Origin of the sequence: Leclercia sp. EC_58, assembly GCF_019584355.1 — a bacterium.
GTDB lineage: Bacteria > Pseudomonadota > Gammaproteobacteria > Enterobacterales > Enterobacteriaceae > Enterobacter.
This window is the reverse complement of sequence record NZ_VDAM01000001.1, coordinates 214320-239103: the sequence shown is the minus strand read 5'-3', so window position 1 is coordinate 239103 and position 24784 is coordinate 214320. Positions and strand designations below refer to the sequence as shown.

At 52.5% G+C, this 24784-nt stretch carries 24 protein-coding genes, 1 tRNA gene and 1 pseudogene; 12 read left to right on the top strand and 14 right to left on the bottom strand.

What is annotated here, in order from left to right:
- Positions 1–33 precede the first annotated feature (33 nt).
- Together FHC51_RS01140 and FHC51_RS23185 are read right to left on the bottom strand one after the other, a co-directional pair.
- Positions 34–110: transfer RNA gene (locus FHC51_RS01140), tRNA-Met, on the bottom strand.
- Positions 111–145: 35 nt separating this feature from the next.
- Positions 146–205: pseudogene (locus FHC51_RS23185) on the bottom strand (IS1 family transposase); the annotation flags it as partial.
- A 57-nt stretch (positions 206–262) separates the two neighbouring features.
- Here FHC51_RS23185 and FHC51_RS01130 point away from each other — a divergent pair.
- Together FHC51_RS01130 and FHC51_RS01125 are read left to right on the top strand one after the other, a co-directional pair.
- Positions 263–1759, top strand: a complete 1497-nt coding sequence (locus FHC51_RS01130; protein WP_255584720.1) for a hypothetical protein — start codon at positions 263–265, stop codon at positions 1757–1759.
- Positions 1760–1788: 29 nt separating this feature from the next.
- On the top strand, positions 1789–2466 hold the full coding sequence (locus tag FHC51_RS01125) for a phage baseplate protein (protein WP_220434733.1): 678 nt from the start codon (positions 1789–1791) through the stop codon (positions 2464–2466).
- 40 nt (positions 2467–2506) lie between these two features.
- Here the strand turns inward: FHC51_RS01125 and FHC51_RS01120 are convergent, their stop codons facing one another.
- Together FHC51_RS01120 and FHC51_RS01115 are read right to left on the bottom strand one after the other, a co-directional pair.
- Positions 2507–3148 carry an EAL domain-containing protein gene (locus FHC51_RS01120; RefSeq protein WP_255584719.1) on the bottom strand — a complete coding sequence of 214 codons (642 nt, stop codon included), beginning with the start codon at positions 3146–3148 and terminating at the stop codon, positions 2507–2509.
- A 297-nt stretch (positions 3149–3445) separates the two neighbouring features.
- Positions 3446–4654, bottom strand: coding sequence for a tyrosine-type recombinase/integrase (locus FHC51_RS01115; protein ID WP_220434732.1), 1209 nt, complete (start codon positions 4652–4654; stop codon positions 3446–3448).
- Between the two features lie 249 nt (positions 4655–4903).
- Here FHC51_RS01115 and yjdI point away from each other — a divergent pair, with 249 nt between their 5' ends.
- Complete coding sequence (gene yjdI, locus FHC51_RS01110; protein WP_220434731.1) at positions 4904–5134, top strand: 4Fe-4S mono-cluster protein YjdI; 231 nt, start codon at positions 4904–4906, stop codon at positions 5132–5134.
- 10 nt (positions 5135–5144) lie between these two features.
- Positions 5145–5417: a GNAT family N-acetyltransferase gene (locus FHC51_RS01105; RefSeq protein ID WP_180209429.1), complete on the top strand. Its 273-nt coding sequence runs from the start codon at positions 5145–5147 to the stop codon at positions 5415–5417.
- A gap of 43 nt (positions 5418–5460) precedes the next feature.
- Here the strand turns inward: FHC51_RS01105 and FHC51_RS01100 are convergent, their stop codons facing one another.
- Together FHC51_RS01100 and FHC51_RS01095 are read right to left on the bottom strand one after the other, a co-directional pair.
- Entirely contained in the window at positions 5461–6690 is a 1230-nt protein-coding gene (locus FHC51_RS01100; protein ID WP_220434730.1) for an amino acid permease, read from the bottom strand.
- A gap of 118 nt (positions 6691–6808) precedes the next feature.
- The gene (locus FHC51_RS01095) at positions 6809–7270 is read right to left on the bottom strand and encodes a multidrug/biocide efflux PACE transporter (RefSeq protein WP_220434729.1); all 462 of its coding nucleotides are present in this window, start codon (positions 7268–7270) and stop codon (positions 6809–6811) included.
- A 105-nt stretch (positions 7271–7375) separates the two neighbouring features.
- Between FHC51_RS01095 and FHC51_RS01090 the strand changes: the two genes are divergently transcribed.
- From FHC51_RS01090 to FHC51_RS01075, 4 genes are all read left to right on the top strand, one after another.
- Positions 7376–8251, top strand: a complete 876-nt coding sequence (locus tag FHC51_RS01090) for a LysR family transcriptional regulator (protein ID WP_220434728.1) — start codon at positions 7376–7378, stop codon at positions 8249–8251.
- Between the two features lie 74 nt (positions 8252–8325).
- Positions 8326–8838 carry a cupin domain-containing protein gene (locus tag FHC51_RS01085; protein ID WP_220434727.1) on the top strand — a complete coding sequence of 171 codons (513 nt, stop codon included), beginning with the start codon at positions 8326–8328 and terminating at the stop codon, positions 8836–8838.
- Positions 8839–9009: 171 nt separating this feature from the next.
- Entirely contained in the window at positions 9010–10188 is a 1179-nt protein-coding gene (locus FHC51_RS01080) for an acetyl-CoA C-acetyltransferase (RefSeq protein WP_114316870.1), read from the top strand.
- A gap of 329 nt (positions 10189–10517) precedes the next feature.
- Positions 10518–11201 (top strand): porin, encoded by a 684-nt coding sequence (locus tag FHC51_RS01075; protein WP_103822756.1) that lies wholly within the window; start codon positions 10518–10520, stop codon positions 11199–11201.
- 154 nt (positions 11202–11355) lie between these two features.
- Here the strand turns inward: FHC51_RS01075 and FHC51_RS01070 are convergent, their stop codons facing one another.
- Entirely contained in the window at positions 11356–12531 is a 1176-nt protein-coding gene (locus FHC51_RS01070; protein ID WP_220434726.1) for an oligogalacturonate lyase family protein, read from the bottom strand.
- Positions 12532–12986: 455 nt separating this feature from the next.
- On the opposite strand from FHC51_RS01070, the gene kduI reads away from it, so the two are divergent.
- The 3 genes from kduI (at position 12987) to FHC51_RS01055 (ending at position 16378) form a co-directional block, all read left to right on the top strand.
- On the top strand, positions 12987–13823 hold the full coding sequence (gene kduI / locus FHC51_RS01065; RefSeq protein ID WP_214422367.1) for a 5-dehydro-4-deoxy-D-glucuronate isomerase: 837 nt from the start codon (positions 12987–12989) through the stop codon (positions 13821–13823).
- A gap of 63 nt (positions 13824–13886) precedes the next feature.
- Entirely contained in the window at positions 13887–14648 is a 762-nt protein-coding gene (kduD, locus tag FHC51_RS01060) for a 2-dehydro-3-deoxy-D-gluconate 5-dehydrogenase KduD (RefSeq protein ID WP_103176854.1), read from the top strand.
- A 296-nt stretch (positions 14649–14944) separates the two neighbouring features.
- Positions 14945–16378, top strand: coding sequence for a sugar porter family MFS transporter (locus tag FHC51_RS01055; protein WP_255584964.1), 1434 nt, complete (start codon positions 14945–14947; stop codon positions 16376–16378).
- 298 nt (positions 16379–16676) lie between these two features.
- Here the strand turns inward: FHC51_RS01055 and FHC51_RS01050 are convergent, their stop codons facing one another.
- The 6 genes from FHC51_RS01050 to FHC51_RS01025 all read right to left on the bottom strand — a co-directional run bounded on the left by FHC51_RS01050 (position 16677) and on the right by FHC51_RS01025 (position 22970).
- On the bottom strand, positions 16677–17804 hold the full coding sequence (locus tag FHC51_RS01050) for an oligogalacturonate lyase family protein (RefSeq protein WP_255584718.1): 1128 nt from the start codon (positions 17802–17804) through the stop codon (positions 16677–16679).
- Positions 17805–17871: 67 nt separating this feature from the next.
- A complete protein-coding gene (locus FHC51_RS01045) occupies positions 17872–19161 on the bottom strand; it encodes an ABC transporter substrate-binding protein (protein WP_103822751.1) in 1290 nt (429 codons plus the stop codon).
- A gap of 13 nt (positions 19162–19174) precedes the next feature.
- Positions 19175–20302, bottom strand: a complete 1128-nt coding sequence (locus tag FHC51_RS01040; protein ID WP_103822750.1) for an ABC transporter ATP-binding protein — start codon at positions 20300–20302, stop codon at positions 19175–19177.
- A gap of 12 nt (positions 20303–20314) precedes the next feature.
- On the bottom strand, positions 20315–21217 hold the full coding sequence (locus FHC51_RS01035) for a carbohydrate ABC transporter permease (RefSeq protein WP_103176849.1): 903 nt from the start codon (positions 21215–21217) through the stop codon (positions 20315–20317).
- A complete protein-coding gene (locus tag FHC51_RS01030) occupies positions 21210–22100 on the bottom strand; it encodes a carbohydrate ABC transporter permease (protein WP_103822749.1) in 891 nt (296 codons plus the stop codon). The genes FHC51_RS01035 and FHC51_RS01030 overlap by 8 nt, the downstream gene beginning before the upstream one ends.
- 546 nt (positions 22101–22646) lie before the next feature.
- On the bottom strand, positions 22647–22970 hold the full coding sequence (locus tag FHC51_RS01025; RefSeq protein WP_039029883.1) for a cupin domain-containing protein: 324 nt from the start codon (positions 22968–22970) through the stop codon (positions 22647–22649).
- 137 nt (positions 22971–23107) lie between these two features.
- Between FHC51_RS01025 and FHC51_RS01020 the strand changes: the two genes are divergently transcribed.
- The gene (locus FHC51_RS01020) at positions 23108–23800 is read left to right on the top strand and encodes an aspartate/glutamate racemase (RefSeq protein WP_220434724.1); all 693 of its coding nucleotides are present in this window, start codon (positions 23108–23110) and stop codon (positions 23798–23800) included.
- Here FHC51_RS01020 and FHC51_RS01015 read toward each other — a convergent pair.
- Entirely contained in the window at positions 23787–24725 is a 939-nt protein-coding gene (locus tag FHC51_RS01015) for a LysR family transcriptional regulator (RefSeq protein WP_114317188.1), read from the bottom strand. The two genes, FHC51_RS01020 and FHC51_RS01015, sit on opposite strands and share 14 nt — an antisense overlap.
- Between the last annotated feature and the right edge of the window lie 59 nt (positions 24726–24784).

Sequence of the window (24784 nt, the reverse complement as noted above, 5' to 3'; positions counted from 1 at the left end):
TGCTTTGCAGAAGATACTTCATCAAATTTTAATTGGTTGCGGGGGCCGGATTTGAACCGACGACCTTCGGGTTATGAGCCCGACGAGCTACCAGGCTGCTCCACCCCGCGTCCGTCTTTCTGCTTTGCAGAAGATACTTCATCAAATTACGCACCACGCCTTCAGTAGCGGAGCAGGAAGGACATCTGATGGAAATGGAAGCCACGCAAGCACCTTAAAATCACCATCATACACTAAATCAGTAAGTTGGCAGCATTACCCGATGCAACACTTAACCAATGTTGAATTGATACAGGCGTCTCTTGCTGCAAGCAAGATCACCAAAGCCTATGCCAGCGGCACGATCTCCCTACAACGCCAAAACAGCGAGATTAAGCGCTTACAGCAGGGTTATCGCAGGCTCAACGCTGAACGTAGGCAAGCAGCTAAACGAGGCGCTACGGCTCCTGTAGGTGGCTCTGGAGCGATTACAGGCGGGCTTATGGGCTTAGGCACTGGTGCGCTTGCTGGCGCTGGCATTGGTGCGGCGGCTTACGGAGCTTATTCATGGGGGAAAGATGCTGTAACAGCCCAGGAAGAGCGTAGCGAAATTGTACAGCGTGCCAGATTAGGGAACGTTGATTACAACGCGCTACAAGCACAAAGCCAGTATGCGACGGCTAACGGGATTGATTCGGGAATGGGTATTCAAGGTCAGCGCAAACTCCTTGATAATTATAAAGATATCCAGGACCGCATCGGTCAAACTCTCAATGAGGCTAAATTCGATAAGAAGTCGGGACAGTGGAAAGGTGGAGATCAGGGGATTCTGTCAGCGGTGAACACTGCCGGATTTAAGATGGACGATTTACGACAGTATCAAACTAACGCGATGGGCTTCGTCTCTGCTTATACCAATACGTTAGAGAAACAGGGCAAGTCACCAGAGCAAATCCTTGCATCGTTGGAACAGTTAGGTGATGACCTGGGCCTATACCATAAAGCGTTTGTGAATGGTGGTAAGGCTCTCACTGATCAGGTGGACGTGCTCAAACGTAACGGGCAATGGTTGAACCAGGAACAGCAAGATCAGCTTGTGGCCTACCGCAAATTCAATCAGGAAATGGACATTCTCAACGATAGCCAGAAGTTGGCATTCTTCGAAGGTTTCATGGAGTCTCTCGACCCTGCGACGGTTAAAGAGTTTAAGGAAGCGATGCAGGAAGCGTTACCCTTCTTCAAAGGCTTAGGCAAGGCGGCGGGTGATGTTGTAGATGGCTTAATGAAGATGACCAACTGGATCACTGGAAAGCTGAATCTTCTGAACGGCGACAACACCACTAAAGAGGCTGTTAGCCAGCATTACGGCACAACGTCAGCACCTGCACAGCCTGGAAGTAATCCAGTGGCTAACGCCTACGGAGCCAGCCAGCCTAAAGCCACACATGAGCCTAATGTGTTTGATACGGTACGCGAGTGGTGGAACGGTACAAGCAACGCTAAAGATGTGAGCAGCTACGCGCAGAGCACCAACGGTGATTATTCTCCTGTTTCTATGTTGAAACAATCGGCAGCGGCTACTGCGACACCGCCAGCTAAAAATACAGTGGTTCAGCCAGTGGTATTACAAAATAACCTGCCGGAAGGAATGATCTCTCTCACTATTGCCCCTGATCCGACATTCGGAAACATGCTAAATGCTACCGTTGATCAGCGTATCAATGATAACAATCAGCGTATGGTGCTGGCTGTTTCATCTGGACAAGGGACGGGGGGCTAATTGCCCCTCTTCGTAAGGAATGAAATAAAATGGCAACACCAGGAAGTTTAACAATCGGTGGCGGAGATTCTTCCCGAATCAATTCAACTCAGAACAGTAATAACAGCAGCGCTACCCGTAATAAGGGTGAAAACGGATTCACTATCCTTGCATCTGTTTATAATCCAGCTTCTGATAGCTACATTCAAAACTATCAGGCTATTGTGTTTGATGCCGTGACAGATACGGGAATACGCAGGCAGGCAGACATTACAAGCTATCCCGTCGAGAGTGGCGCAGAAGTGAGCGATCATGTTCAGATTAAGAATAATACATTCAAGCTATCGGGGATTATTACCGAAACTCCGGTAAGGCTTGAGGAAGATTTATTATACAGTGCTGGTGTTAATGGTACTCGTATTTCTCAGGCTATCCAGTATCTTGATAAAATCTTTGATAGTCGTCAGCCTATTACATTAGTGACAGAGCACAAAGTGTATGAGAATGTCATTCTCTCTGGAATCAGTTACGATTATAAATCTGAATTTGCTATGCAATTCGATCTTGAATTTGAACAGATAAGACTTGTTAGCACTGCTACAGTTAATGTAATTGCGACTAAAACGCAGGGAAATAGATCTGTAGGCGGGACTGTTAAACAGAAGGTAGTAAACAATGCACCTAAGAAAACCGAGGGTGATACGGTTACTACGGAGTTTAAGAAATAAATAAGGGCATTTTGCCCTTTTTCAAAGAAGATTATTCGAGCTATACCAACGAATCTACGTTTTCAAATGGGATGGATTTAAAAAGATAACCCTGTACCCCCCAAATGCCTGCTTCACGCAAGATTTCCATGCTTTTTCTATCCTCAATCCCTTCAATAACAATTTTATCGCAGTGTTTTTTAATGGATGCAATTAACTGGTGGAAGGTTGTTTTTTTCACTTGTTCATTAAAGAAAATTCGATCTATTTTTACTACTTCAAAGTAACCTTCTATCAAACTAACTACATTCGCATTACCTGCCCCAAGGTCATCGAGCCACAGCCCATTTACACCCTGGCTCAGCGACTCTAATAAGGGACTTTTTAATCCATTATCTAAACCAGGGAAATGCTCAGAAAGCTCAAGTTTGATGAATGGCATCGATTCGAAAGTTTGTCTCAGTATGTAGTCATGACGGATCAGAAAAGCCATTTGCTGATCAATGTTTAATGTACAAAACAGATTATTACGTTCGAACCACTTTTTTTTATTAGCAATGTTACCGCATTGTTCGTATAGGAAAATCCGCTTCCTATCTAAATCCCAGGATGAAATAACAAATTCAGGATGTTGAGCTTTCTTGGTAATAGAAGTAAAACGAGTGAGAAGCTCAATCCCCATCAATTTCTCGTCAATACTCATTATTGGTTCTGCAATGAATTTTGTGTACATAATAAATTTCTTAATTTTTACATAGATCCATAATGTGATCTTTGTTACAAAAAATCAATTAGAGCTGCTGTTATGTAAATACATAGCTCGCTGAATATTGGTAACTTATTGTTTTTTAAGGAAGTTTTAGTGTGGGTGGGTGGTTTGATCTATTGGTTGTTTTTTGCTGCTATTTTAATCATGTTTTACTCGTAAAGCAATCATTGGTGTGTATTATTCATAAATAATAGCTTATTAGCCTAACCAAACTGTTTAAAAATAAGGGGCTTACGCCCCTTTTCCCGCTTTTGGAAAGATCAACTCGGGATAATCTACCATTTCCACATAGTCGGATAGCTCTTTCATGGAACATCCCGCGCTGTATGTCTTAAATGCTTCTGTGGCTGCGGCCTGGGAAGAGTGCCCTGTAATGTAACCAATTCTTTGTTCAGGGATGCCAGCCCGATCCAGGCAAGTGACAAAATGCCCCCTGAGACTGTGGAAACATTGACGATCTGTAGCGGTAGGCAATACACGACGGCGTAGCCTGGTGAACGCTTGAGAGTAGAATGGGCCTTTCTTACCGTCAGCACGGTTAATCTTGTTGGCCTGTGGGAACAGGTATTCTCCATAGCCGTGGCTTAGGTATTCATCGACAATCGCAGATAGTCGGGAGTGAATCGGCACATGCCTGATTCCCGCTTTCGTCTTTGACTTCGAGATGTAGAAACATTGTCCCCCTTCCACCGTCTGGATCTCTGATTTCTTAAGGCTTGCCAGTTCATCAAGGCGGCATCCTGAAAACAGCCCCATGATTATAATGTTCCTGATCTCCGGCTCTGCTGCATCCAATAACTTTTGCATCTGGTCAGGCTCGAATGGCTGGTAACTTTCAATAGTCGCCCTCGCTTCGAGGTTATGGCCGTGAAAAGGGTTATCTGGTGCTATGTCGTCGTAACTCCTCCGCGCATACTCGTACAGACTTCCCAGGCATGTTAGCCAGTTCTGCACGGTTTGAGGGGCTTTCTTGTCCTGCTGGTTGATGAACATTGCAACTTGTGAGCGTCTGATCTCCGTGATCTGAATGTCTGCACGGTCAAGCGAAGTAAGAAATACCTCTACGGCACGAGCAGATTTAGCCAGCGTCGAGAATGAGCGCTTATCTCTGTATCTGTCAGCGTATTGATCGCGGATAGCGGTTAACGTTGGCACTGTCTGGTGTGGGGCGCGTAGCGTGGTTTGCTTATGCAATCCGGCTATGGCGTTTTGTATGCGCCGTTCCTCCGTGTTTGGGGAATACTGTTCCTTAAGTGTCTTCCACTCGATGAGCATGTGATTACGAAAGTGTTTAGCGGCGTTAAGGTCTTTGGTTCCCGTCGATTTCCGGTACAGGCGTTTCCCGCCGAAAATGTGCCGCATGTACACCGGAATGAAGATCTGAAACATCCAGATGCCTTCCGAAGTTGGATAAAGATAAGATTGGCCCTTGATAGACATGAGAATGATCCTCTAAAATCTCCGCCATCAACTACCAATGTTGAGATCTTTCGCGGCTCTTGGGCGTTTCTGTTCGATTCCCTTCGCCCGCTCCAGATTTTCTTCTTATATACCCTTACGCTCAAAGAACATATACGGCACCTCTGCTGAATATGCTGGATCCTTCTATTAAATAAATGTTAACTTTTTGGATCTCAACACCTGCATCATCCTGATTCCCGAACGCATAATAATTACAGAGGCAATGTCATGGATAATGATCTCCTGCAAGCGGGGTACCGGGCCTATACCGGTGAGAAAATTGACGTCTACTTCAATACCGGCATCTGCCAACACGCGGGAAACTGCGTGCGCGGAAGCGCTAAGCTCTTCAACCTGAAACGTAAACCGTGGATCATCCCTGACGAAGTGGATGTCGATACGGTCGTGCGTGTGATCGATAACTGCCCCAGCGGCGCACTCAAATACCGCCACAAATAAGCGAGAAACCATGGACATTCAGGAAGGCCATAACAAGTTTTACGTGAACGATGCCGAGGGTAATCAGGTTGCGGAGATCGTCTTTGTTCCCACCGGCGAACACCTCAGTATCATTGAGCATACCGATGTCGATCCCAGCCTGAAAGGGCAGGGCGTGGGCAAACAGCTGGTGGCGAAGGTGGTGGAAAAGATGCGTGCCGAAAACCGTAAAATTATTCCCCTCTGCCCGTTCGCCAAACATGAGTTTGATAACACCCGCGAGTATGACGATATCCGCGCTTGACGCGGCACAGCACGCTGTCGCAAACCAGCGTGCTCTATTTTAGTCAGGCGATAAACATCACCGACACGCATAGCACCCCGACAATCAACGTCAGCACGTTGCCGATGGAGCGGTAAGGCTTCAGGGCAGGGATCAGGAAGGTCGACAAGGTCGGCATGATAAACAGGATCATGGCGATAAGCGGCCCGCTGATGGCGTAGATCATCGAGATGGCATTGGGGTTAATGCAACACACCGCAAAGGTGATCAGGGAGACACCCATCACCGATACCGCCCGATTAAAAGCCCGGCTTTTCTTTACGCCAACTTGGTTTAACCCTGATTTCACCATCGCTGTAGCCCCCTCAATCACGCCAAAATAGGTGCCGAGAAACGACTTCGACATCGCGATGATGGCGACAACAATCCCGGAGATCCCAAGCCATGAAGGGGAGGAGGGCATCATCGAGAGCGCCGAGAGGATGGTGACCCCTTCCTCTTTCGCGGCGACGATGTAAGAGGGTGGGATCGACATCAGGCAACTGAAGACGAAGAAGAGCACGCTCAGACAGATAACCAGGTAGGCCACCTTCATGATGCGGGTACATTTGCCCATCGCGGCCTCGCCATATTTTTCCTGCCGATCGACGGCAAAGGTTGAAATAATCGGCGTATGGCTGAAGGCGAACACCATCACCGGAATGGAGATCCAAACCTGGTGCAGAGTGTGCTTATCAACGCTCATCTGGCTGGTGAGCAACGCGGGCTGCCAGCTGTGGGTGAGATAGAGCGACACCAGCAGGAAGTAAGCGATCAGCGGGAAGACCAGAAAACCCATCACCCGAATAGTGGCATGCCGCCCCATCAGGAAGATCAGATTTAACGCCAGCACTACGCCCAGGCTGACCAGCACCCGCACGGTGGTGTCCACCGTCATATGCTTCGCCAGCTGTTCGGTGAGCGAGTTAGTGATTGCCACGGCATAGATCTGCACCACCACAAAAAAGGCGACAAAGTAGAGCGTGGTGATCTGATTGCCGATCTTTTTCCCGTAGTAGTAGGTCACCGCGCCGGTGATCCCTTCGCTACCTTTGGTTTTTGCAGAGAGGATGAACTGGCATAACGCTTTGTGGGGCCAGTAGGTGAATGGATACGCCACAAGGGCGGTGATGAACAGGACGACAGCGCCCGCAGATCCCAGTTGGATGGGCAGAAACAGGGTTCCTGCGCCCACGGCCGTGCCGTACAGGGCAAAGCTCCAGAGGGTCTCTTCTTTAGACCAGATTTTCGACATGAGAGAAACGTATCAACTATAAAACCAACAAAAAGGAGACTATTTTACCATAATCAACAGTTGGCCTGGCGGTTGGAACGGTTTTAAGCGGGCCGGAAAGCATTTCCGGCCGGGGGAGTTAAGAGGTGGCAGCCTGCCGCTGCTGGCGTCGCTTAATCATGCGATCGCGCAGGGTATCGTACGCCCAGTTATAAACCATGGTGTACGGCAGGAAGAAAATAAAGAAGCCAATCTCTAAGGTGAAGGCCTGAAGCAGGCTAACGCCCAGCACCAGCGATACAATCCCGACGCCGATAAAGATGAACCCCACTTCAAAGCCCAGCGCGTGCAGTGCGCGGACTTTCGCGGTGCGGGGCACCTTATGCCGCGGCCACAGCCTGTCGAACAGGTAATTGAAGATGATGTTCCAGATCATCGCCGTGGTGGCGAGAAGAACAGTTAACCCGCCCATCTCCAGTATCGGGCGCTGCATCAGCCACGCGGTGGTCGGGGCCAGGATCGCCGTGGCAATACCCTCAAAACAGACGGCGTGGAAAATGCGTTCCGGCAGTTTTCTGCGCTGAACATCGTTGCGCTGCATAACTTATTACCTCAAAAACAAGCCTGGATGGGTAAATCATGCGGCTATTTTTATCGTTAAAACTGATATATAAAAGTGAGATTCCATCGATTAAGTAGATACTTCATGCGCTACTCACCCGAAGCGTTAACCGCGTTTGTCGAGACGGTTGCCGCGGGCTCGTTCTCCGCTGCCGCCCGCCGCCTGCGTAAAAGCCAGTCCACTATCAGCACCGCCATTGCCCATCTGGAAGATGACCTGGGTTTTGCTCTGTTCGACCGCAGCGCCCGCCAGCCGGTACTCACCGCCCAGGGCAAGCAGGTGCTGGGCTATGTGCAGTCGATTCTGGCGGCCAGCGGGCGGCTGGATGAACTGGCGGTATCCCTCAGCGAAGAGACCGAAGCGCGGCTCACCTTTGTCCTCTCCGATACCCTGCATCCGGACGTGCTGGAGGAGATGCTGTTTCGTTTTGATGAGCGTTTTCCCCACACCGAATTTGAGTGTCTGATTGGTGAAGAGGAAGATGTCATCGATCTGCTGCAAAAGGAGCGGGCGCAGATTGGCCTTACCGAGGCGCGGGAGAGCTATCCCACCGACATTGCCGCCGTTCGCCTGCCGATGCAGAGCCATATGGCAATTTATACGTCAGCCAGCCATCCGCTGGCCGCGCAGGCGCGAACGGAGCACGATGAACTGCACAGCTGGCGGGAGCTGCGCCTGAATACCTATCTGGAGCGCGAACCGGTGCTGGCGCAGGGGCCAGTCTGGTCGGCGCCCAACTACCTGATGTTGCTCAGCATGGCGGTTCAGGGCTTCGGCTGGTGCGCGCTGCCCTGTGCGCTGGTGGAGGAGTTTGCCCCGGCGAAAGCGCTGGTGCAGCTCAATGTGCCGGGCTGGCCGCGCTCGGTGGCGATCGATCTGGTCTGGAATAAACGCTCCCCGCCGGGGACGGCAGGCAACTGGCTGCGCCATTATTTACAGCAAAAAGCGGATCCGCGGTGATCTCTGCCCCCGTCAGTGGCGACATTAAAACGAACTACACTTAGCGGAGTGCAATGACTGACTGAGAAGAGACCATGACTGCTAAAGAGACAATCACGCCCCGGACGCTGATGCTCTCCGCCAGAGACTGGGTGCCGAATAATCCCCATTTGCCGGTGCTGCTTTATAAAGGGGTGATAACGGATGGCGATCGCGCAAGCCAGTTTGAACAACAGTTTGCCGACAACGGTTGGCCGCCTCAGTGGCGCGATGGGGTTTTTGATTATCACCATTACCACTCTAATGGGCATGAAGTCTTAGGTATTGCCCGGGGCGCGGCGCGCCTCATCGTTGGCGGACCAGGGGGCGAAGAGATCGAAGTAGAAGCGGGAGACGCACTGTTATTGCCTGCCGGAACCGGGCACTGCCGGTTATCTGCAACCGACGATTTTCTGGTGGTGGGAGCCTATCCGCCGGGTACGGATGTCGATCTCTGCAAGCAGGCGGCAACGCCGGCAATGCTGGCGCGGATCGTTGCGTTGCCGTTTCCTGAGCAGGATCCGGTAAATGGAAACTCGCCCGCCTTAACCCAGTACTGGAGATCTTGACCCGCTTTGCCCTGCGCCCGCGCAGGGTAAGTTTCCCGGTATCGGCAGAACATTCATTTCTCTCGGCCCTCCAGAATCCTTTGTGATAAAACTCACTTTTTTTAAACAATTACATCATTAGTTGATAACAATCCTCTACTATGAGCGGTGTCATTTTGCGCAGAGGTAGAGATGAAAGACGTCGTGATAGTCGGTGCATTGCGTACCGCAATCGGCTGTTTCCAGGGAGCGCTCTCACGCCACTCGGCGGTTGAGTTAGGCAGCGTGGTGGTTCGCGCGCTGGTGGAGCGAAGCGGCATTGAGGCACACGAGATCGACGAAGTGATCCTCGGTCAGGTGCTGACCGCAGGCGCCGGGCAAAACCCTGCCCGTCAGGCCGCGCTGAAGGGCGGATTACCCAATACCGTCTCTGCCATTACCATTAACGACGTGTGTGGCTCCGGTTTGAAGGCGCTGCATCTGGCGACCCAGGCGATACAGTGCGGCGAAGCCGATGTGGTGATCGCTGGCGGCCAGGAGAACATGAGTCGTGCCCCGCATGTGCTCACCGACAGCCGTACCGGCGCCCAGCTGGGTAACAGTCAGCTTATCGACAGCCTGGTGCATGACGGGCTGTGGGATGCCTTCAACGATTACCATATGGGCGTCACGGCGGAGAACCTGGCGCGTGAATATGGCATCTCCCGTGAGCTGCAGGATGCCTATGCCCTCAGCTCCCAGCATAAGGCCCGGGCGGCCATCGACGCGGGCCGTTTTCGCGACGAGATCGTACCGGTTGTCGCCCGGAAGCAGGGTGGGGAGAGCCTGCTGGTGGATACTGATGAACAGCCGCGCACCGATGCCAGCGCAGAGGGGCTGGCGCAGCTGAACCCAGCCTTTGAACTTACCGGGTCGGTCACCGCCGGGAATGCCTCTTCGATTAACGACGGGGCCGCCGCGGTGATGATGATGAGCGAGAGCAAAGCCGAAGCGCTGAATCTGCCGGTGTTGGCGCGCATCAAAGCCTTTGCCAGCGTGGGTGTCGATCCCGCCTTAATGGGCATCGCCCCGGTCCATGCCACGCGCCGCTGCCTTGAGCGGGCAGGCTGGCAACTGGCGGATGTTGATCTGATCGAAGTGAATGAAGCCTTTGCTGCCCAGGCGCTGTCGGTGGGCAAAATGCTGGAGTGGGACGAACGCCGGGTGAATGTCAACGGCGGAGCGATCGCCCTGGGCCACCCCATTGGCGCATCGGGTTGCCGTATCCTGGTCTCACTGGTGCATGAGATGGTGAAACGCGATGCGCGTAAAGGGCTGGCTACGCTCTGCATCGGCGGCGGGCAGGGCGTGGCATTGGCTATAGAAAGATAATTCGCGTTGATATATATCAACCCAAATAAGCCTCCGTCCCCGGAGGCTTATTTGTTTGTGAGCACCGTCATATTTTCCCCTCATGTAAGTAAAATCTTAAGCACCAGCAAAATATTTAACGTATTCGCTGAATCTGTAATAACGATTTAGTGTGATCGTGATCCGTTAAACTCCGCTTAAAAGGCCTGTTTTGTTGATATTGCTCACGGCTGGGTTTGCCAAAAAAAATGAAACAAATAATTACGATCGCGATCACTAAAATTACGTTTATTAAAAAATAAAATGCAATTCCATAAAAACGAAACATTATTTTAAACGAGGGTTTTTCCATGTTTAAGAAATCTCTGGTCCTTGCTTCACTTATTGGCGCTTCTTTCGCAGCTCAGGCTGTCACCGTGGATCTGCGTCACGAATATATCGATAGCGGCTCGAACGCAGACCGTGTTTCGGTTTCGCACCGTTTCGAAAATGGCTTTGGTTTCTCTGTAGAAGCAAAATGGAAATCTGGCGGCGATAAAGCTGACCAGCCATTTGCGGACGTGGTGGGTAACGGCCACGAAGATCAGATTAGCTGGCGCTGGAAAGCGAACCAGAACATTGCGTTAACACCAGGCTTTACGCTCGAAAGTAAAGACAGCTTCACTATTTATAAACCTTATCTGCACGCGCAATATAGCTTCGATAATGGCTTCTATGTGGCAGCCCGTTATCGCTATGACTACACCCGTTATCCGTCAAACGCGAATAAAGACGACGATAAAGTTAACCGTGGCGATGCCTGGGTTGGTTGGGTTATGGGCGACTGGCGTACCGAGCTGAACTACGTATACGCGAAAAGTACAGAAGGGAATATTCGTAACAACAATAAAGATTACTCCCAGGAATATAACGTCAAGCTGGCGTACAAAATTGATAAGAACTGGGCTCCGTATGGCGAAGTGGGTAACGTCGGTGTGAAAGATACCGATGAACGTCAGACCCGTCTTCGTGTCGGCGTAGCTTATTCATTCTAATAACAAGCAGTACCTCCGGGATAAACCGGCTCTCAGGAGCCGGTTTTTTTACGCCTGTATTTTATTATTTTTTGCTGTCTCTACCGAATCAGCCAATAAAAAAAGCCCTCCATAAAGGAGGGCAAGGCCAGTTACAGGAACACAAACACAAACATTATTCTCGCAACAGTTCTGGTTGCTCAGGAAGCTTCGCAATATAGAGAGCAGGTTTGCCATCTTTATCGGAACTAAACAGCACCGCTTTATCATCCGGGGTAAAGGATGGATGCGGATGGGTCACCTGGCGGCTGTTTGCCACGGTTGCCCAGGAGGTATCGTGACGCGCGATGCGGAAATAAGCCTCTTTCGCCACGTCGAATGCGTAGAGATACGGGTCGTTGTCGATGGTGTAACCGCTGGTATCTTTCACATCGACCGGCGTACCGGAACCATCGCCTACCAGCAGCGTGCCGTCAAAGTTACTCATCAGGTGTGAACAGGCAGGCATCTTCATTACCGCGCGGTTCTCACCGGTATCCGGGTTGAAGCTATATACGGTACGCCCTTGCTCACCTTTCAGGTAAGAAACATAGACCAGCGCTGAGCCGTTCGGTACCCAGAACTCATGGGTGCAGCTTTCGCCTTCGGCGTGCTCTTTCACCTTGCGTACATTGCTGCCATCTTCGTTGACCATCCACATACGGGCATCCACCAGATCGTGCGGGCCTTCATGACAGAACGCGACGGTGTTGTCGTCAAACGGACGGTAAATCGGGTGGCCCAGCCAGTTCTTCTCTTCGTGGATGACGCTGCTTTCACCGGTCTGCAGATCGACCCGCAGCAGGCGGCAGTGTGGGCCTTTATGGAAGAAGTCGTGGAAGATTTTCCAATCATTCAGTGGCGTCCAGTCGCTCTTCGCGATTTCAATGCCCACCAGTTTGGTGCAGTCGCTGTTGGCTACCCAGGTGCCATAGCCGACCCAGTCGTCACTGACGCGATAGACTTCACGTTCTTCGAGAGTGGTCAGATTGACTTCCCGCAGAGTGCGATCATTCTTAACGTAATAGAGGGATTTATCATCCGGTGAGAGGAAGCCGCCAAAGGTATTATCGCCAGCGCCTTCGGTTAACTGCACCGCTTCGGCTTTTTTCAGATCCAGCAGATAGTAGTTCCAGTGGCCATCGAATTCACCCGCAAACAGCAGGTGGCTGCCATCGTTGAAAAAGCACTTTTGATAGAAGTAGTTACGGTGACAGGTAACTTCAGGGGGGGTCAGGCGGGTCACTTCCACGCCTGTATCCGGATCGCGGCTGACCTCATAGTTCAGTTTGACCCGCATACCTTTTGCCATGATGCGCTCCTTGAATTCGACGGCAGGATCGCGCCTGCGGTCCGATCGGTAAAATATGAGTTTAAAAACTGGGTGTTAAAATATCAAAACAATGTTTCACTATATGTGACTGGTGGCGCACTTCTGAAGGAAAACCCTGCGGATTCATCAATATCTTTAAATTCGTTCAGTTTTTTCTGATGGCTGCACCCATTTTTTATTTTTTCATAACCTTTTGTTTATTATAAAAAATAAGAAATGTTATTTAAAAAAATGGTGAAGGAAAGCCTTGTCAACTCCCTGACAATCGTGATCGAAACTACAGTTATGAGATTAACTTGCAGAAAAAGTGAAACATCGTTTTGAATGTAATTGAAAACCTATTTCACAGCAGATAATATGTGCTCATCATGAAAACGGAACACCGTTTTGTTAATTATCCACGCCGTCGGGGCCGATAAATTCTGGAGGTTAATGTGGAAGTCAGACAAAGCATCCACAGCGCGCATGCAAAAACGCTGGATACCCAGGGTCTGCGTGATGAGTTTTTAGTCGAGAAAGTGTTTGTCGCAGATGAATACACCATGGTGTACAGCCACATTGACCGCATCATCGTTGGCGGCATTATGCCGGTTGCCAAAACGGTTTCTGTGGGTGGGGAAGTGGGCAAGCAGCTCGGCGTCAGCTTCTTCCTCGAGCGTCGCGAGCTGGGCGTGATCAACATTGGCGGCCCGGGCACCATCACCGTTGACGGCCAGTGCTATGAGATCGGCCATCGCGATGCGCTGTACGTCGGGAAAGGCGCGCAGGAAGTGGTATTTGCCAGCGTCGATAGCAGCAAACCGGCGAAGTTCTACTATAACTGCGCCCCGGCACACACCACCTACCCAACCAAAAAAGTGACCCCGGCAGACGTTGCTCCGGTCACCCTGGGCGACAACCTCACCAGCAACCGCCGCACCATCAACAAATACTTCGTTCCTGATGTGCTGGAAACCTGCCAGCTCAGCATGGGTCTGACCGAGCTTGAGCCGGGCAACCTGTGGAACACCATGCCGTGCCATACCCACGAGCGCCGCATGGAAGTCTACTTCTACTTCAATATGGAAGAGGACGCCTGCGTATTCCACATGATGGGTCAGCCGCAGGAGACGCGCCATATCGTGATGCATAACGAGCAGGCGGTTATCTCTCCAAGCTGGTCTATTCACTCCGGCGTAGGCACACGTGCCTATACCTTCATCTGGGGCATGGTGGGTGAGAACCAGGTCTTCGATGATATGGACCACGTAGCCGTTAAGGATCTGCGCTAGTCGCGGACAGTTAAGCACAAACTTGCCTGTTCGTTCAGGCGCTGAAAGACTAAGGATAAAAAAATGATTCTGGATGCATTTTCTTTGCAAGGTAAAGTTGCAGTCGTGACCGGTTGTGACACTGGCCTCGGTCAGGGCATGGCGTTGGGTCTGGCGGAAGCGGGCTGCGACATCGTGGGTATCAACATCGTTGAACCGCAGGAGACCATCGAGCGTGTAACCGCGCTGGGCCGTCGTTTCCTGAGCCTGACCGCTGACCTGCGTAAGATCGACGCTATCCCTGAGCTGCTGGATCGTGCGGTTGCGGAATTCGGTAAAATCGACATTCTGGTGAACAACGCCGGTCTGATCCGTCGTGAAGATGCGATCAACTTCAGCGAGCAGGACTGGGACGACGTCATGAACCTGAACATCAAGAGCGTGTTCTTCATGTCTCAGGCGGCGGCGAAGCACTTCATCGCCCAGGGCAACGGCGGCAAAATCATCAACATCGCCTCCATGCTCTCCTTCCAGGGTGGCATCCGTGTGCCTTCTTATACCGCTTCCAAGAGCGGCGTCATGGGCGTAACCCGTCTGCTGGCGAACGAATGGGCGCAGCACAACATCAACGTGAACGCCATTGCGCCGGGTTACATGGCTACCAACAACACCCAGCAGCTGCGTGCTGACGAAGAGCGTAGCGCAGCTATCCTCGAGCGTATCCCTGCGGGTCGTTGGGGTCTGCCAAGCGATCTGATGGGGCCGGTGGTGTTCCTGGCCTCCAGCGCATCTGACTATATCAACGGCTACACCGTAGCGGTTGACGGCGGCTGGCTGGCGCGTTAATTCCTGCTCAGGTCAAAAAACCTCTGCCCCAGGGCAGAGGTTTTTTTTGACCTGGATAAGCCATTGTCCATATTCAAAAAAGAGAAAAATCCATAAGCATTTTACGAAAATTGCATGGATCACACATTTACCCTCCAGAAATCATATGATTAACAATAATTGAGTAATTTTTACCCTTCTTTTAAAGTGTAATGTCCATCACAGATCGAACCCTGCCAGCTGATATATCCATATTTTCACGTTTTACGACCTGACACTTTTTCAGGGTTTCTCGTAATTTCGATTAACGTCTTACGCTGTTCAGGCAGGAAAATATGACATCTATAAATGACTCTACCTTTATGCCCCGCGCCCTTCGCGATACCCGAAGGATGAATATGTTTGTTTCTGTTTCCGCGGCGGTGGCCGGTTTACTGTTTGGGCTGGATATCGGCGTTATTGCCGGTGCGTTACCCTTTATCACCGATCACTTTACGCTCAGCAATCGCCTGCAGGAGTGGGTGGTGAGCAGTATGATGCTGGGCGCAGCGGTGGGAGCCTTGTTCAATGGCTGGCTCTCATTCCGCCTGGGCCGAAAATATAGCCTGATGGTCGGCGCCATTCTCTTTGTCGCCGGCTCGATAGGATCCGCTTTCGCCACCAACGTGGAGGTGCTGTTGCTCTCGCGCGTCCTGCTGGGCGTGGCGGTGGGGATTGCCTCCTATACCGCTCCCCTTTATCTGTCAGAGATGGCGAGCGAGGATGTGCGCGGCAAAATGATCAGCATGTACCAGCTGATGGTGACCCTCGGAATTGTGCTGGCCTTTCTTTCTGATACGTATTTCAGCTACAGCGGCAACTGGCGCGCCATGCTGGGCGTACTGGCATTACCGGCAATAGTGCTGATTGTGCTGGTGATTTTTTTGCCCAACAGTCCACGTTGGCTGGCGCAAAAAGGGCGCCACGTCGAAGCGGAAGAAGTGCTGCGGATGCTGCGCGATACCTCCGAGAAAGCGCGTGAAGAGCTGAACGAGATCCGCGAAAGCCTCAAGCTTAAGCAGGGCGGCTGGTCGTTGTTCAAAGTCAACCGCAACGTGCGCCGTGCGGTATTTCTCGGCATGCTGTTGCAGGCGATGCAGCAGTTTACCGGCATGAACATCATCATGTATTACGCGCCACGTATTTTTAAAATGGCCGGATTCACCACCACCGAGCAGCAGATGATCGCCACGCTGGTGGTGGGGCTGACCTTTATGTTTGCCACCTTTATTGCGGTATTTACCGTCGATAAAGCGGGCCGTAAGCCTGCCCTTAAAATTGGTTTCAGTGTGATGGCGCTGGGGACGCTGATCCTGGGCTACTGCCTGATGCAGTTTGATAACGGTACGGCGTCCAGCGGCTTATCCTGGTTGTCCGTGGGTATGACGATGATGTGCATCGCCGGTTACGCGATGAGTGCCGCGCCGGTGGTGTGGATCCTCTGCTCTGAAATTCAGCCACTAAAATGTCGCGACTTTGGGATCACCTGTTCCACCACCACGAACTGGGTGTCGAACATGATCATTGGCGCTACCTTCCTGACCCTGCTGGATGCGATCGGCGCGGCGGGAACCTTCTGGCTTTATACGGTGCTGAACGTGGCCTTTATTGGCATCACCTTCTGGCTGATCCCGGAAACGAAAGGCGTCACCCTGGAGCACATTGAGCGCAAGCTGATGACAGGGGAGAAGTTACGGAATATTGGGGTATAGAAGATTGCCCGGCAGCACTTGCCGGGCATGGGGTTTTGTAGGCCGGGTAAGGCGCAGCCGCCACCCGGCTTTTTGTTGCAGCAAGCCTGATACGGCAACGCCCGGCGGCGCTTCGCTTGCCGGGCCTACGGGGTCAAATGCTGTGATTCGTAGGCCGGGTAAGGCGCAGCCGCCACCCGGCTTTTTTGTTGCAGTGAGCCTGATGCGGCAATGCCCGGCGGCGCTTCGCTTGCCGGGCCTACGGGGTCAAATGCTGTGATTCGTAGGCCGGGTAAGGCGTAGCCGCCACCCGGCTTTTTTATACCCGGGCGAGGTACAGCGCTGGCATCCCTTCTTCGTCGGAGGTGTACAGCACCCACTGATTATCCGGTGAAAACGACGGATGCGGATGGGTCACCTGGCGATCGCCGTCCAGCACTTTCCAGCTGGTGTTGTGCTGGCAGATGGCGGTTTGCGTGCCTTTGGCAATATCGAATACCCAAATAAAGGGATCGTTCAGGCTGATATCGCCGGTGTTGTGTGGCGCACCGTCGCCGACGATCAGCGACCCGTCGTGGTTACTCATCAGATGGGAGCAGGGCGGGATCGCCATCAGCTGGCGGTTTTCCAGGGTGGCGGGATCGGCGCTGAACAGATAGCGCTGAGGATCGTTCTCCTTGTGCGCCACGTAATAGAGCGCGGAGCCGTCCGGCACCCAGAATTCGTGGGTAAAGCTCTCCCCCTCAGCATGCTGGCGCACCTTGCGCAAATTGCTGCCATCCTCGTTAATCAGCCACATGCGGGCGTCGATCGCATCGCGCGGGCCTTCGTGGCAGAACGCCACGGTATTGTCGTCAAAAGGACGGTAGATCGGGTGTCCGAGCCAGCGCTTTTCCTGCAAAATCACGCGGCGCTCGCCGGTTTGCAGGTCGATATTGATCAGGCGACATTCCGGGTTAGTAAAGTAAAACGCGCGGAACTTGCTCCAGTCGGTGAGCGGCTGCCAGTCGCTTTTTTTAATCTCGATACCTACCAGCTTCGTGCAGTCCGAGTTCGCCACCCAGGTACCGTAGGCCACCCAGTCGTCATTGACCTCATAGACCACATACTCTTCCAGACTCCCGAGGTCGACGCGCCGCAGTTCGCGGCTGTTTTTCACATACCACAGCGAGCGATCGTCCGTGGAGAGGAAGCCGCCAAAGGTATTATCTCCGGCGCCGTCGGTAAGCTGGGTTGCCTGTTGCTGGGCAATGTCCAGCAGGTAGTAGTTCCAGTGACCTTCGAAGGCACCACCAAAGATGAGCTTGCTGCCATCGCGGGTAAAGCATTTCTGATAGAAGTAGTTACGGTGACAGATGATGTGCGGGGGCGTCAGGCGGATCACCTCGCGTCCGGTTTCACTGTCCTGACGAGGCCGAAAACTCAGGGGAATGATTTTTCCTTTCATAATATGTTCCTTCAGATAAAAAAATACCCCACCGCAGTCGCGGCAGGGTATTGATAACGTATGGTAATTAGCGCATTGCGCGTTTCAGGATACGTTCAGCCTGACGCTGGAAGTCAGCAGCCGTCTCTTCAACGGTTTTCTGGCCATAGTCGATGTACTGCAGCGAAGTACCGAACTGCGCTACGATCTGCGGATCATCAAAGTATGGCGACACAGAGAGTTTCGCTGGCAGAGATTGCGCCAGACGCAGACCCGCAACCGCCGGATCGTCCTCTTTGATAGCGCCGTTTTCGGTCAGGTATTTCACCGCCACTTTGCTCAGCGGTACGCCACGCTCCAGGCCCAGGGTCTCAACGCCTTCTTTGCTGTTCAGCAGGAAGTTGATCACTTTCGCGGCCGCTTCCGGGTTCTTGGTCGATTTACCGATAGAGAGCATCTGTGCTGGTTTGAAGAACAGACCGGCATCGGTTGCACCCGGCAGCATTGGGTAGCTGCCCAGCTCCAGCTTCGCTGGTGGCTTCAGGTTGTCGGAATATTTTTTGATGGTGGAGTTCCACATGTAGGTGCCGCCCCATTCACCTTCGATCCACGGCTTCATCTCATACATGTTGCTCTTACCGAACGACGCATAGTACTTGGTGTCCGGCATCACGTGGCTGTCGATCAGCTTTTTATAGGTCTGGAAGAACTCAACCCACTGCTCTTTGGTGTAGGAGAATTTTTTCGCCTTCTCGTCCACCGCCGGGATGTTGTACTTCTGGATCATGTAGGAGTTCAGCAGCGCCAGGGTATCCTGGTGTTCGAGAATAACCGGGTAGTACTGTTTACCCAGCTTGCTCTCGAAGGCTTTACCCGCCGCCATCAGCTCATCCCAGGTTTTCGGGTATTCGACGCCCGCTTTTTTCCAGGTTTCATCGTTGAAGTAGAAGACGCGCGCGGTCACGGAGATCGGAATACCGTTCAGCTTGCCGTTGACCGTGGTCGACTGCAGCTCTTTTGGATCGAACTGGGACAGATCGATCACATCCTTCATTTTGTTCAGATCGTAGAAGCCGTCGCCGGTTTTAGAGAAGATCGGCAGCCAGTTCCAGTTGGTCTGCATCACGTCCGGCTCGGTGCCGCCCGCAATCTGCGTGGTCAGACGCGACAGGTGACCATCCCAGCCGGTGTATTCCGACTTCACGTTAATGTCCGGGTTCTGTTTGTGGAACTCTTCCAGGGCTTTCAGTGTGACCTGGTGACGGCCATTGCCGCCCCACCAGGACATACGCAGATCGGTGCTGTCCGCAGCAAAAGTGGGTAGGGCACTCATTCCAAAGGTAGCGGAGATAACGGCGCTTAAAAGCACTTTTTTCATTTTTATAACTCCATTAAAGAGAGATGTTCTGTTCAGTTTTTGCGTCAAAAATATGACACTTATTCATATCAAACTTAAAGTAAACCTTACGGTGAAGGCCCTTGTTGATCATGGGCTTAGCTTCATCGGAAGGAATTCGGGCTGTCAGTTCGTACTCGCCAACTTTCAGGTATACAAAGAATTCATGGCCCATATTTTCGGCGCGGACCATCTCACCGGTGCAGCAACCTTCAGCGAATGGCTCATCGGAAATAGAGACAAAATCAGGGCGAATGCCGTAGAAAATCTCCTTATCCGCGTGGCCGGCCACTTTTTCTTTCAGCTCCGGGCTTAACGGCATGGTCTGGTTGCCGATGGTCAGGGAGAGTTGACCATCCTGTTGCACCAGCTTGCTGGCACGGATGTTCATCTCCGGTGAGCCGATAAAGCCCGCGACGAACATGTTTTTCGGTTTGTGATACAGGTTGTCCGGGGTATCTACCTGCATGATGTGGCCGAGCTTCATCACGCAGATGCGGTCGCCCATGGTCATCGCTTCGGTCTGGTCGTGCGTCACGTAGACGGTGGTCGCCGGTTTGCCGGAGGCCTTCAGCTGCTTGTGCAGATCCGAAATACGGATACGCATCGAGGCACGCAGTTTGGCGTCGAGGTTGGAGAGCGGTTCGTCGAACAGGAACACGTCTGGCTTTTTCACAATCGCGCGGCCGACGGCCACACGCTGCGCCTGACCACCTGAAAGCTGGCGCGGCAGGCGGTCGAGCAGCTCTTCCAGCTCAAGGATTTTTGCCGCTTCGTTAACCTGGGTCTCAATCTGCGCTTTAGGCAGCTTGCTCAGCTTCAGGCCGAAGGCCAGGTTTTCCCGCACGGTCATGTGTGGGTAGAGCGCATAGTTCTGGAACACCATCGCAATCCCGCGCTCTTTTGGCGCGAGGTTGTTAACGATCTTATCCCCGATACGCACTTCACCGCCGCTGATGGTCTCCAGACCGGCCAGCATACGCAGGGTAGTGGACTTCGCGCAGCCGGAAGGGCCGACGATGACCATGAACTCACCTTCAGCGATTTTCAGGTCGATAGCATGTACCGCTTTGAAGCCGTTGGAGTAGACCTTTTCCAGTTTGTTGAAAATAACTTCAGCCATGATATTTCCCTCTTAACCTTTAATTCCGCTGCTGGTTACGCCCTGTACGAAGTAGCGCTGTGCCAGGAAGAAGACAATGATGGATGGCAGGATGGAGATGCTCGCCATTGCCAGAATTTCGTTCCACGGCGCCCCTTCGGTGACGTCGATGGACATTTTCAGAGCCAGTGCAATCGGGTATTTATCCACGCTGTAGACATAAATCAGCGGCCCGATAAAGTCGTTCATTGACCACATGAACTGGAACAGCGCCACGGAGATGATGGCTGGCTTCAGGATCGGTACCACCACGTACCACAGCACCTGAATGGAGTTACAGCCGTCAATCTGTGCCGCCTCTTCCATGTCACGCGGTACGCCGCGCAGGAACTGGATCAGCATGAAGACGAAGAACCCTTGCGTGGCGAAGGCCAGCGGCAGGTAGAGCGGCATATAGCTGTTCAGCATGCCCATTTCACGGAACATCAGGTACTGCGGGATCAACAGTACGGTGCTTGGCAGCAACATGGTGGTAATCAGCGTCGCGAACCAGAACTTCTTCCACGGGATCTCGAAGCGGGCAAAGCCGTACGCCACGATGGTGGAGGAGATAATGGTCAGGATCACTTTCGGGATCACATACTTAAAGGTGTTCAGCATGTAATGGCCGAAGTTGTACTCGGTACCGGTTTTCCAGCCGTTTACAAAACCGTCCCAGGTGGCGTGTGCGGGCCACAGGCTGAGGGTGGTGAAGATCTCGTGGTTCGGTTTGAACGACGCCGAGAACATCCACACCAGCGGATAGAGCATCAGCAGGCCAACAAACAGCAGGATCACATAGCGAATGGTGGCGCTAATTTTTTCACGACGCTGAGTACGCGCCACTTCACGCTCTGCGATACTTCTCGCCGTGGAGAGTTGTTGAATATCAGCCATTTTTGCCTCCTTTATCGGCGGAGTAGAAGACCCAGTATTTCGAAGACTTAAAGGCGATAGCGGCAAAGACAGCGACCACCAGGAACAGGATCCAGGCCAGCGCAGCGCCGTAACCCATGTCAAAGTACTTAAATGCGGTATCGTAGATGTAGAGTGAGAACAGGTAGGTGGAGTAAGTTGGTCCACCGCCGGTAATAACATACGGACCGGTAAATTCCTGGAACGCCTGGGTGGTCTGCATGATGAAGTTGAAGAAGATAACCGGCGTGATCAGCGGCACGGTCACTTTCATGAACATCTGCCATTTGGAGGCACCGTCAATCATCGCCGCTTCGTACTGCGACTGCGGCACGTTCTGCAGGGCAGCCAGGAAGATCACCATTGCAGAGCCGAACTGCCAGACGCGCAGCAGGGTCACGGACATCAGCGCCAGTGAGGGTTCGCCGAGCCAGTTCACCGCGTCGAAACCAAAGACGCCAATGAAGCTGTTAAGCAGGCCATCAATCGCGAACAGCGCACGCCACAGAACGGCAATCGCAACGGAGCTGCCGAGAATAGACGGAATATAATAAGCGGTACGGAAGAAGCCGATGCCGCGCAGTTTAAAGTTCAGAACAAACGCAATACCCAGCGCAAAGGCCAGCTTCAACGGGATAGTTAAAAATACGTAGGCAAAGGTCACGCCCATAGATTTCCAGAAGAGAGTATCTTCCGTAAACATGTAGCGATAGTTTTCTACGCCGTTAAATACGGGCGGGCTCATCAAATCGTACTCAGTAAAACTGAGGAAGAAAGATGAAACAAAGGGGAAAGCGGTGAAGAGTATCAACCCAATTATGTAGGGTGATATCCAGGCCAGCCCCAGCATCTTGTTTTCATTCATACATACCTACCTGGTAATTAATGGTTTAAAACGGAATCTGCCCGGCTCTGCCCGCTTAACAGCAAGCGAACAGCGGAATGCGTCTGGTGCGAAATTTCACTGCGGTATCTCCTTCTACCTGTTTATGAGTGCCGGTAATGCCGGGCGCATCCTGCCCGGCTAAGCAATTTTTTAAATCTTATGAACCACCGTTTTCAATTTGTAAAACGACGTTTTAATTTATTTTATTGTGATTTAAATCCACGTCATTCGATAAATAGTGGAAATGTGATCAAGGTCGAAACAGCGTTTCAATAAGGTGAGATGGGTGGCATTTTTATCGGTATGCGCGAAAAAATGAGGGAAGAAGGCCAGCTAAACGGGGACTTTGCTCACATATTCTGGGAATTATTGATAGCAGATACAAACTACTAATATTTGTAGCAAAACTGTAACATGAGAAGTAAGGTAGCGAGGATATAATTAACTTGTTGAATGATTCTTCGCGGAAATAAAGTGAATTGCACTTAAGAAGAAAAAGGCGATGCCCGCGCATCGCCTTATTTTTTATTTGAGGAAATCTTCACGAACCGGGGTGAAGGTATCCAGCAGCGTACCCGGTTTCAGGCAAACGCAGCCGTGCATAATATGCGGCTGCTTATAAAGCGTATCCCCGGCGGTCACCACATGCTTTTCTTCGCCGATGGTAAATTCAAACTCACCGGACAAAACATAGGTCAGCTGCTCATGGGGATGGTTATGCATTGGGCCAACGGCGCCTTGCTCAAAATTGACCTCTACCGCCATCATTTTGCCATCGTGCGCCAGAATACGGCGCGTCACGCCATTACCCAGATCTTCAAGCTGCGTCTCTTTATGGAAAATAAACATGCTCATGTCCTGTTATATAGTGAAACATCGTTTCATTTAATTTATCCCAGAGCCAGCTAAAAGGAAATGTTGAACCAGAGAACTGGAAACTCGATCACAAGTTTGCTTCACTGGATGAAACCGGAAAGGAGAGCAAAATGAAAACGATTGGCCTGTTGGGAGGAATGAGCTGGGAGTCCACCATTCCCTATTATCGTCTGATCAACGAAGGGGTAAAACAGCGCCTCGGGGGATTACACTCGGCCAGCCTGCTGCTGCACAGCGTCGATTTTCATGAAATCGAAGCCTGCCAGTCCAGCGGCGACTGGGAAAAGGCGGGAGAGATCCTGGCGGAGGCAGCACTGGGCTTGCAGGGTGCCGGGGCGCAGGCCATTTTGCTCTGCACCAACACCATGCACAAAGTCGCTGAGCAGATTGAAACCCGCTGTTCCCTGCCGTTCCTGCATATCGCCGATGCCACCGGGCGGGCGATTACCGCGGCGGACATGAACCGCGTGGCGCTGCTGGGTACGCGCTATACCATGGAGCAGGATTTTTACCGCGGGCGACTGACGGCGCAGTACGGCATCGAGAGCCTGATCCCGGACGAGGCGGACCGGGCCCGGATCAATCAGATCATCTTTGAAGAGCTGTGTCTCGGCACCTTTAGCGAGACGTCACGACAGTACTACCTCAGCGTGATCCGCAAGCTCGCCGATCGAGGGGCGCAGGGGGTGATCTTTGGCTGCACCGAGATTGGCCTGCTGATCCCGGCGGATGAAAGCCCGATCCCGGTGTTTGATACCGCCGCGATCCACGCCGCCGATGCGGTGGAATTTATCCTTTCGTAACGGGCGAGGCTAAAAGCTGTTCCAGCGGGTCGGTGATCGCCGCCAGCCCCTGTTGCAGATGCGCGCTGAAAGCGTCCACCAGCGCCGAGGCCGGGCGGTGCAGCGGGCGGATCAGGCTCACCGTAAACGGCACCGAGATACTGAAGCGGCGAATAACAATCCCGCTGTCGGCATAATCCAGCGCCGTCAGCGGATTGACCACCGAAATCCCCACCCCCGCGCGCACCATCGCACAGATGGAGGCCGCGCTGTGCGTCTCCACCACCATGCGTCGCTTCACCTGATGTTCGGCAAAAAGCTGGTCCAGCAGCTGGCGATAACTGTCAGTGCGCGACAGGCTGATGTAGTTCTCGCCCTGAAAATCACCCGGCGTCAGCACCGCTTTTGCGGCAAGGGGATGGCCGGCGGGCAGGACGCACACCTCATCTAATGACAGCAGCTCGTGACGCGCGGTGCCCGCTGGGGTCGCCAGGGTTTCGGTCAGGCCGAGATCGTGACGCTGGGCTGAGAGCCACTCCTCCAGCAGGGGCGACTCCTGGGGCACGATGGTCAGGTTCACGTCCGGGTAGCGGGCAAGAAACGGCTGTAGCAGGGCGGGTAAAAATGACTGGGAGAAGACCGGCAGGCAGACGACGGAGAGCTCGCCCTGGCGAAACTCGCGCAGGCTGTCGGCGGCGCTGACGATACGGTCCAGCCCGTACCAGGATCGCTGCACCTCTTCGAAGAGCCGCAGCCCCTGCACCGTAGGGTGCAGCCGCCCGCGGGTGCGCTCGAACAGCGTCAGGCCGATCACCTTCTCGAAGCGCGCCAGCTCGCGGCTCACCGTCGGCTGCGAGGTGTGCAGCAGGCGCGCGGCTTCGGTCAGGTTCCCGGCGGTCATCACCGCGTGGAAAATCTCAATATGGCGTAAATTCACAGCGGGCATGGCAGCAACCTGGTTAAACATAATCCATATCATTTTTGCATAGAGTTGCGATAAAACGA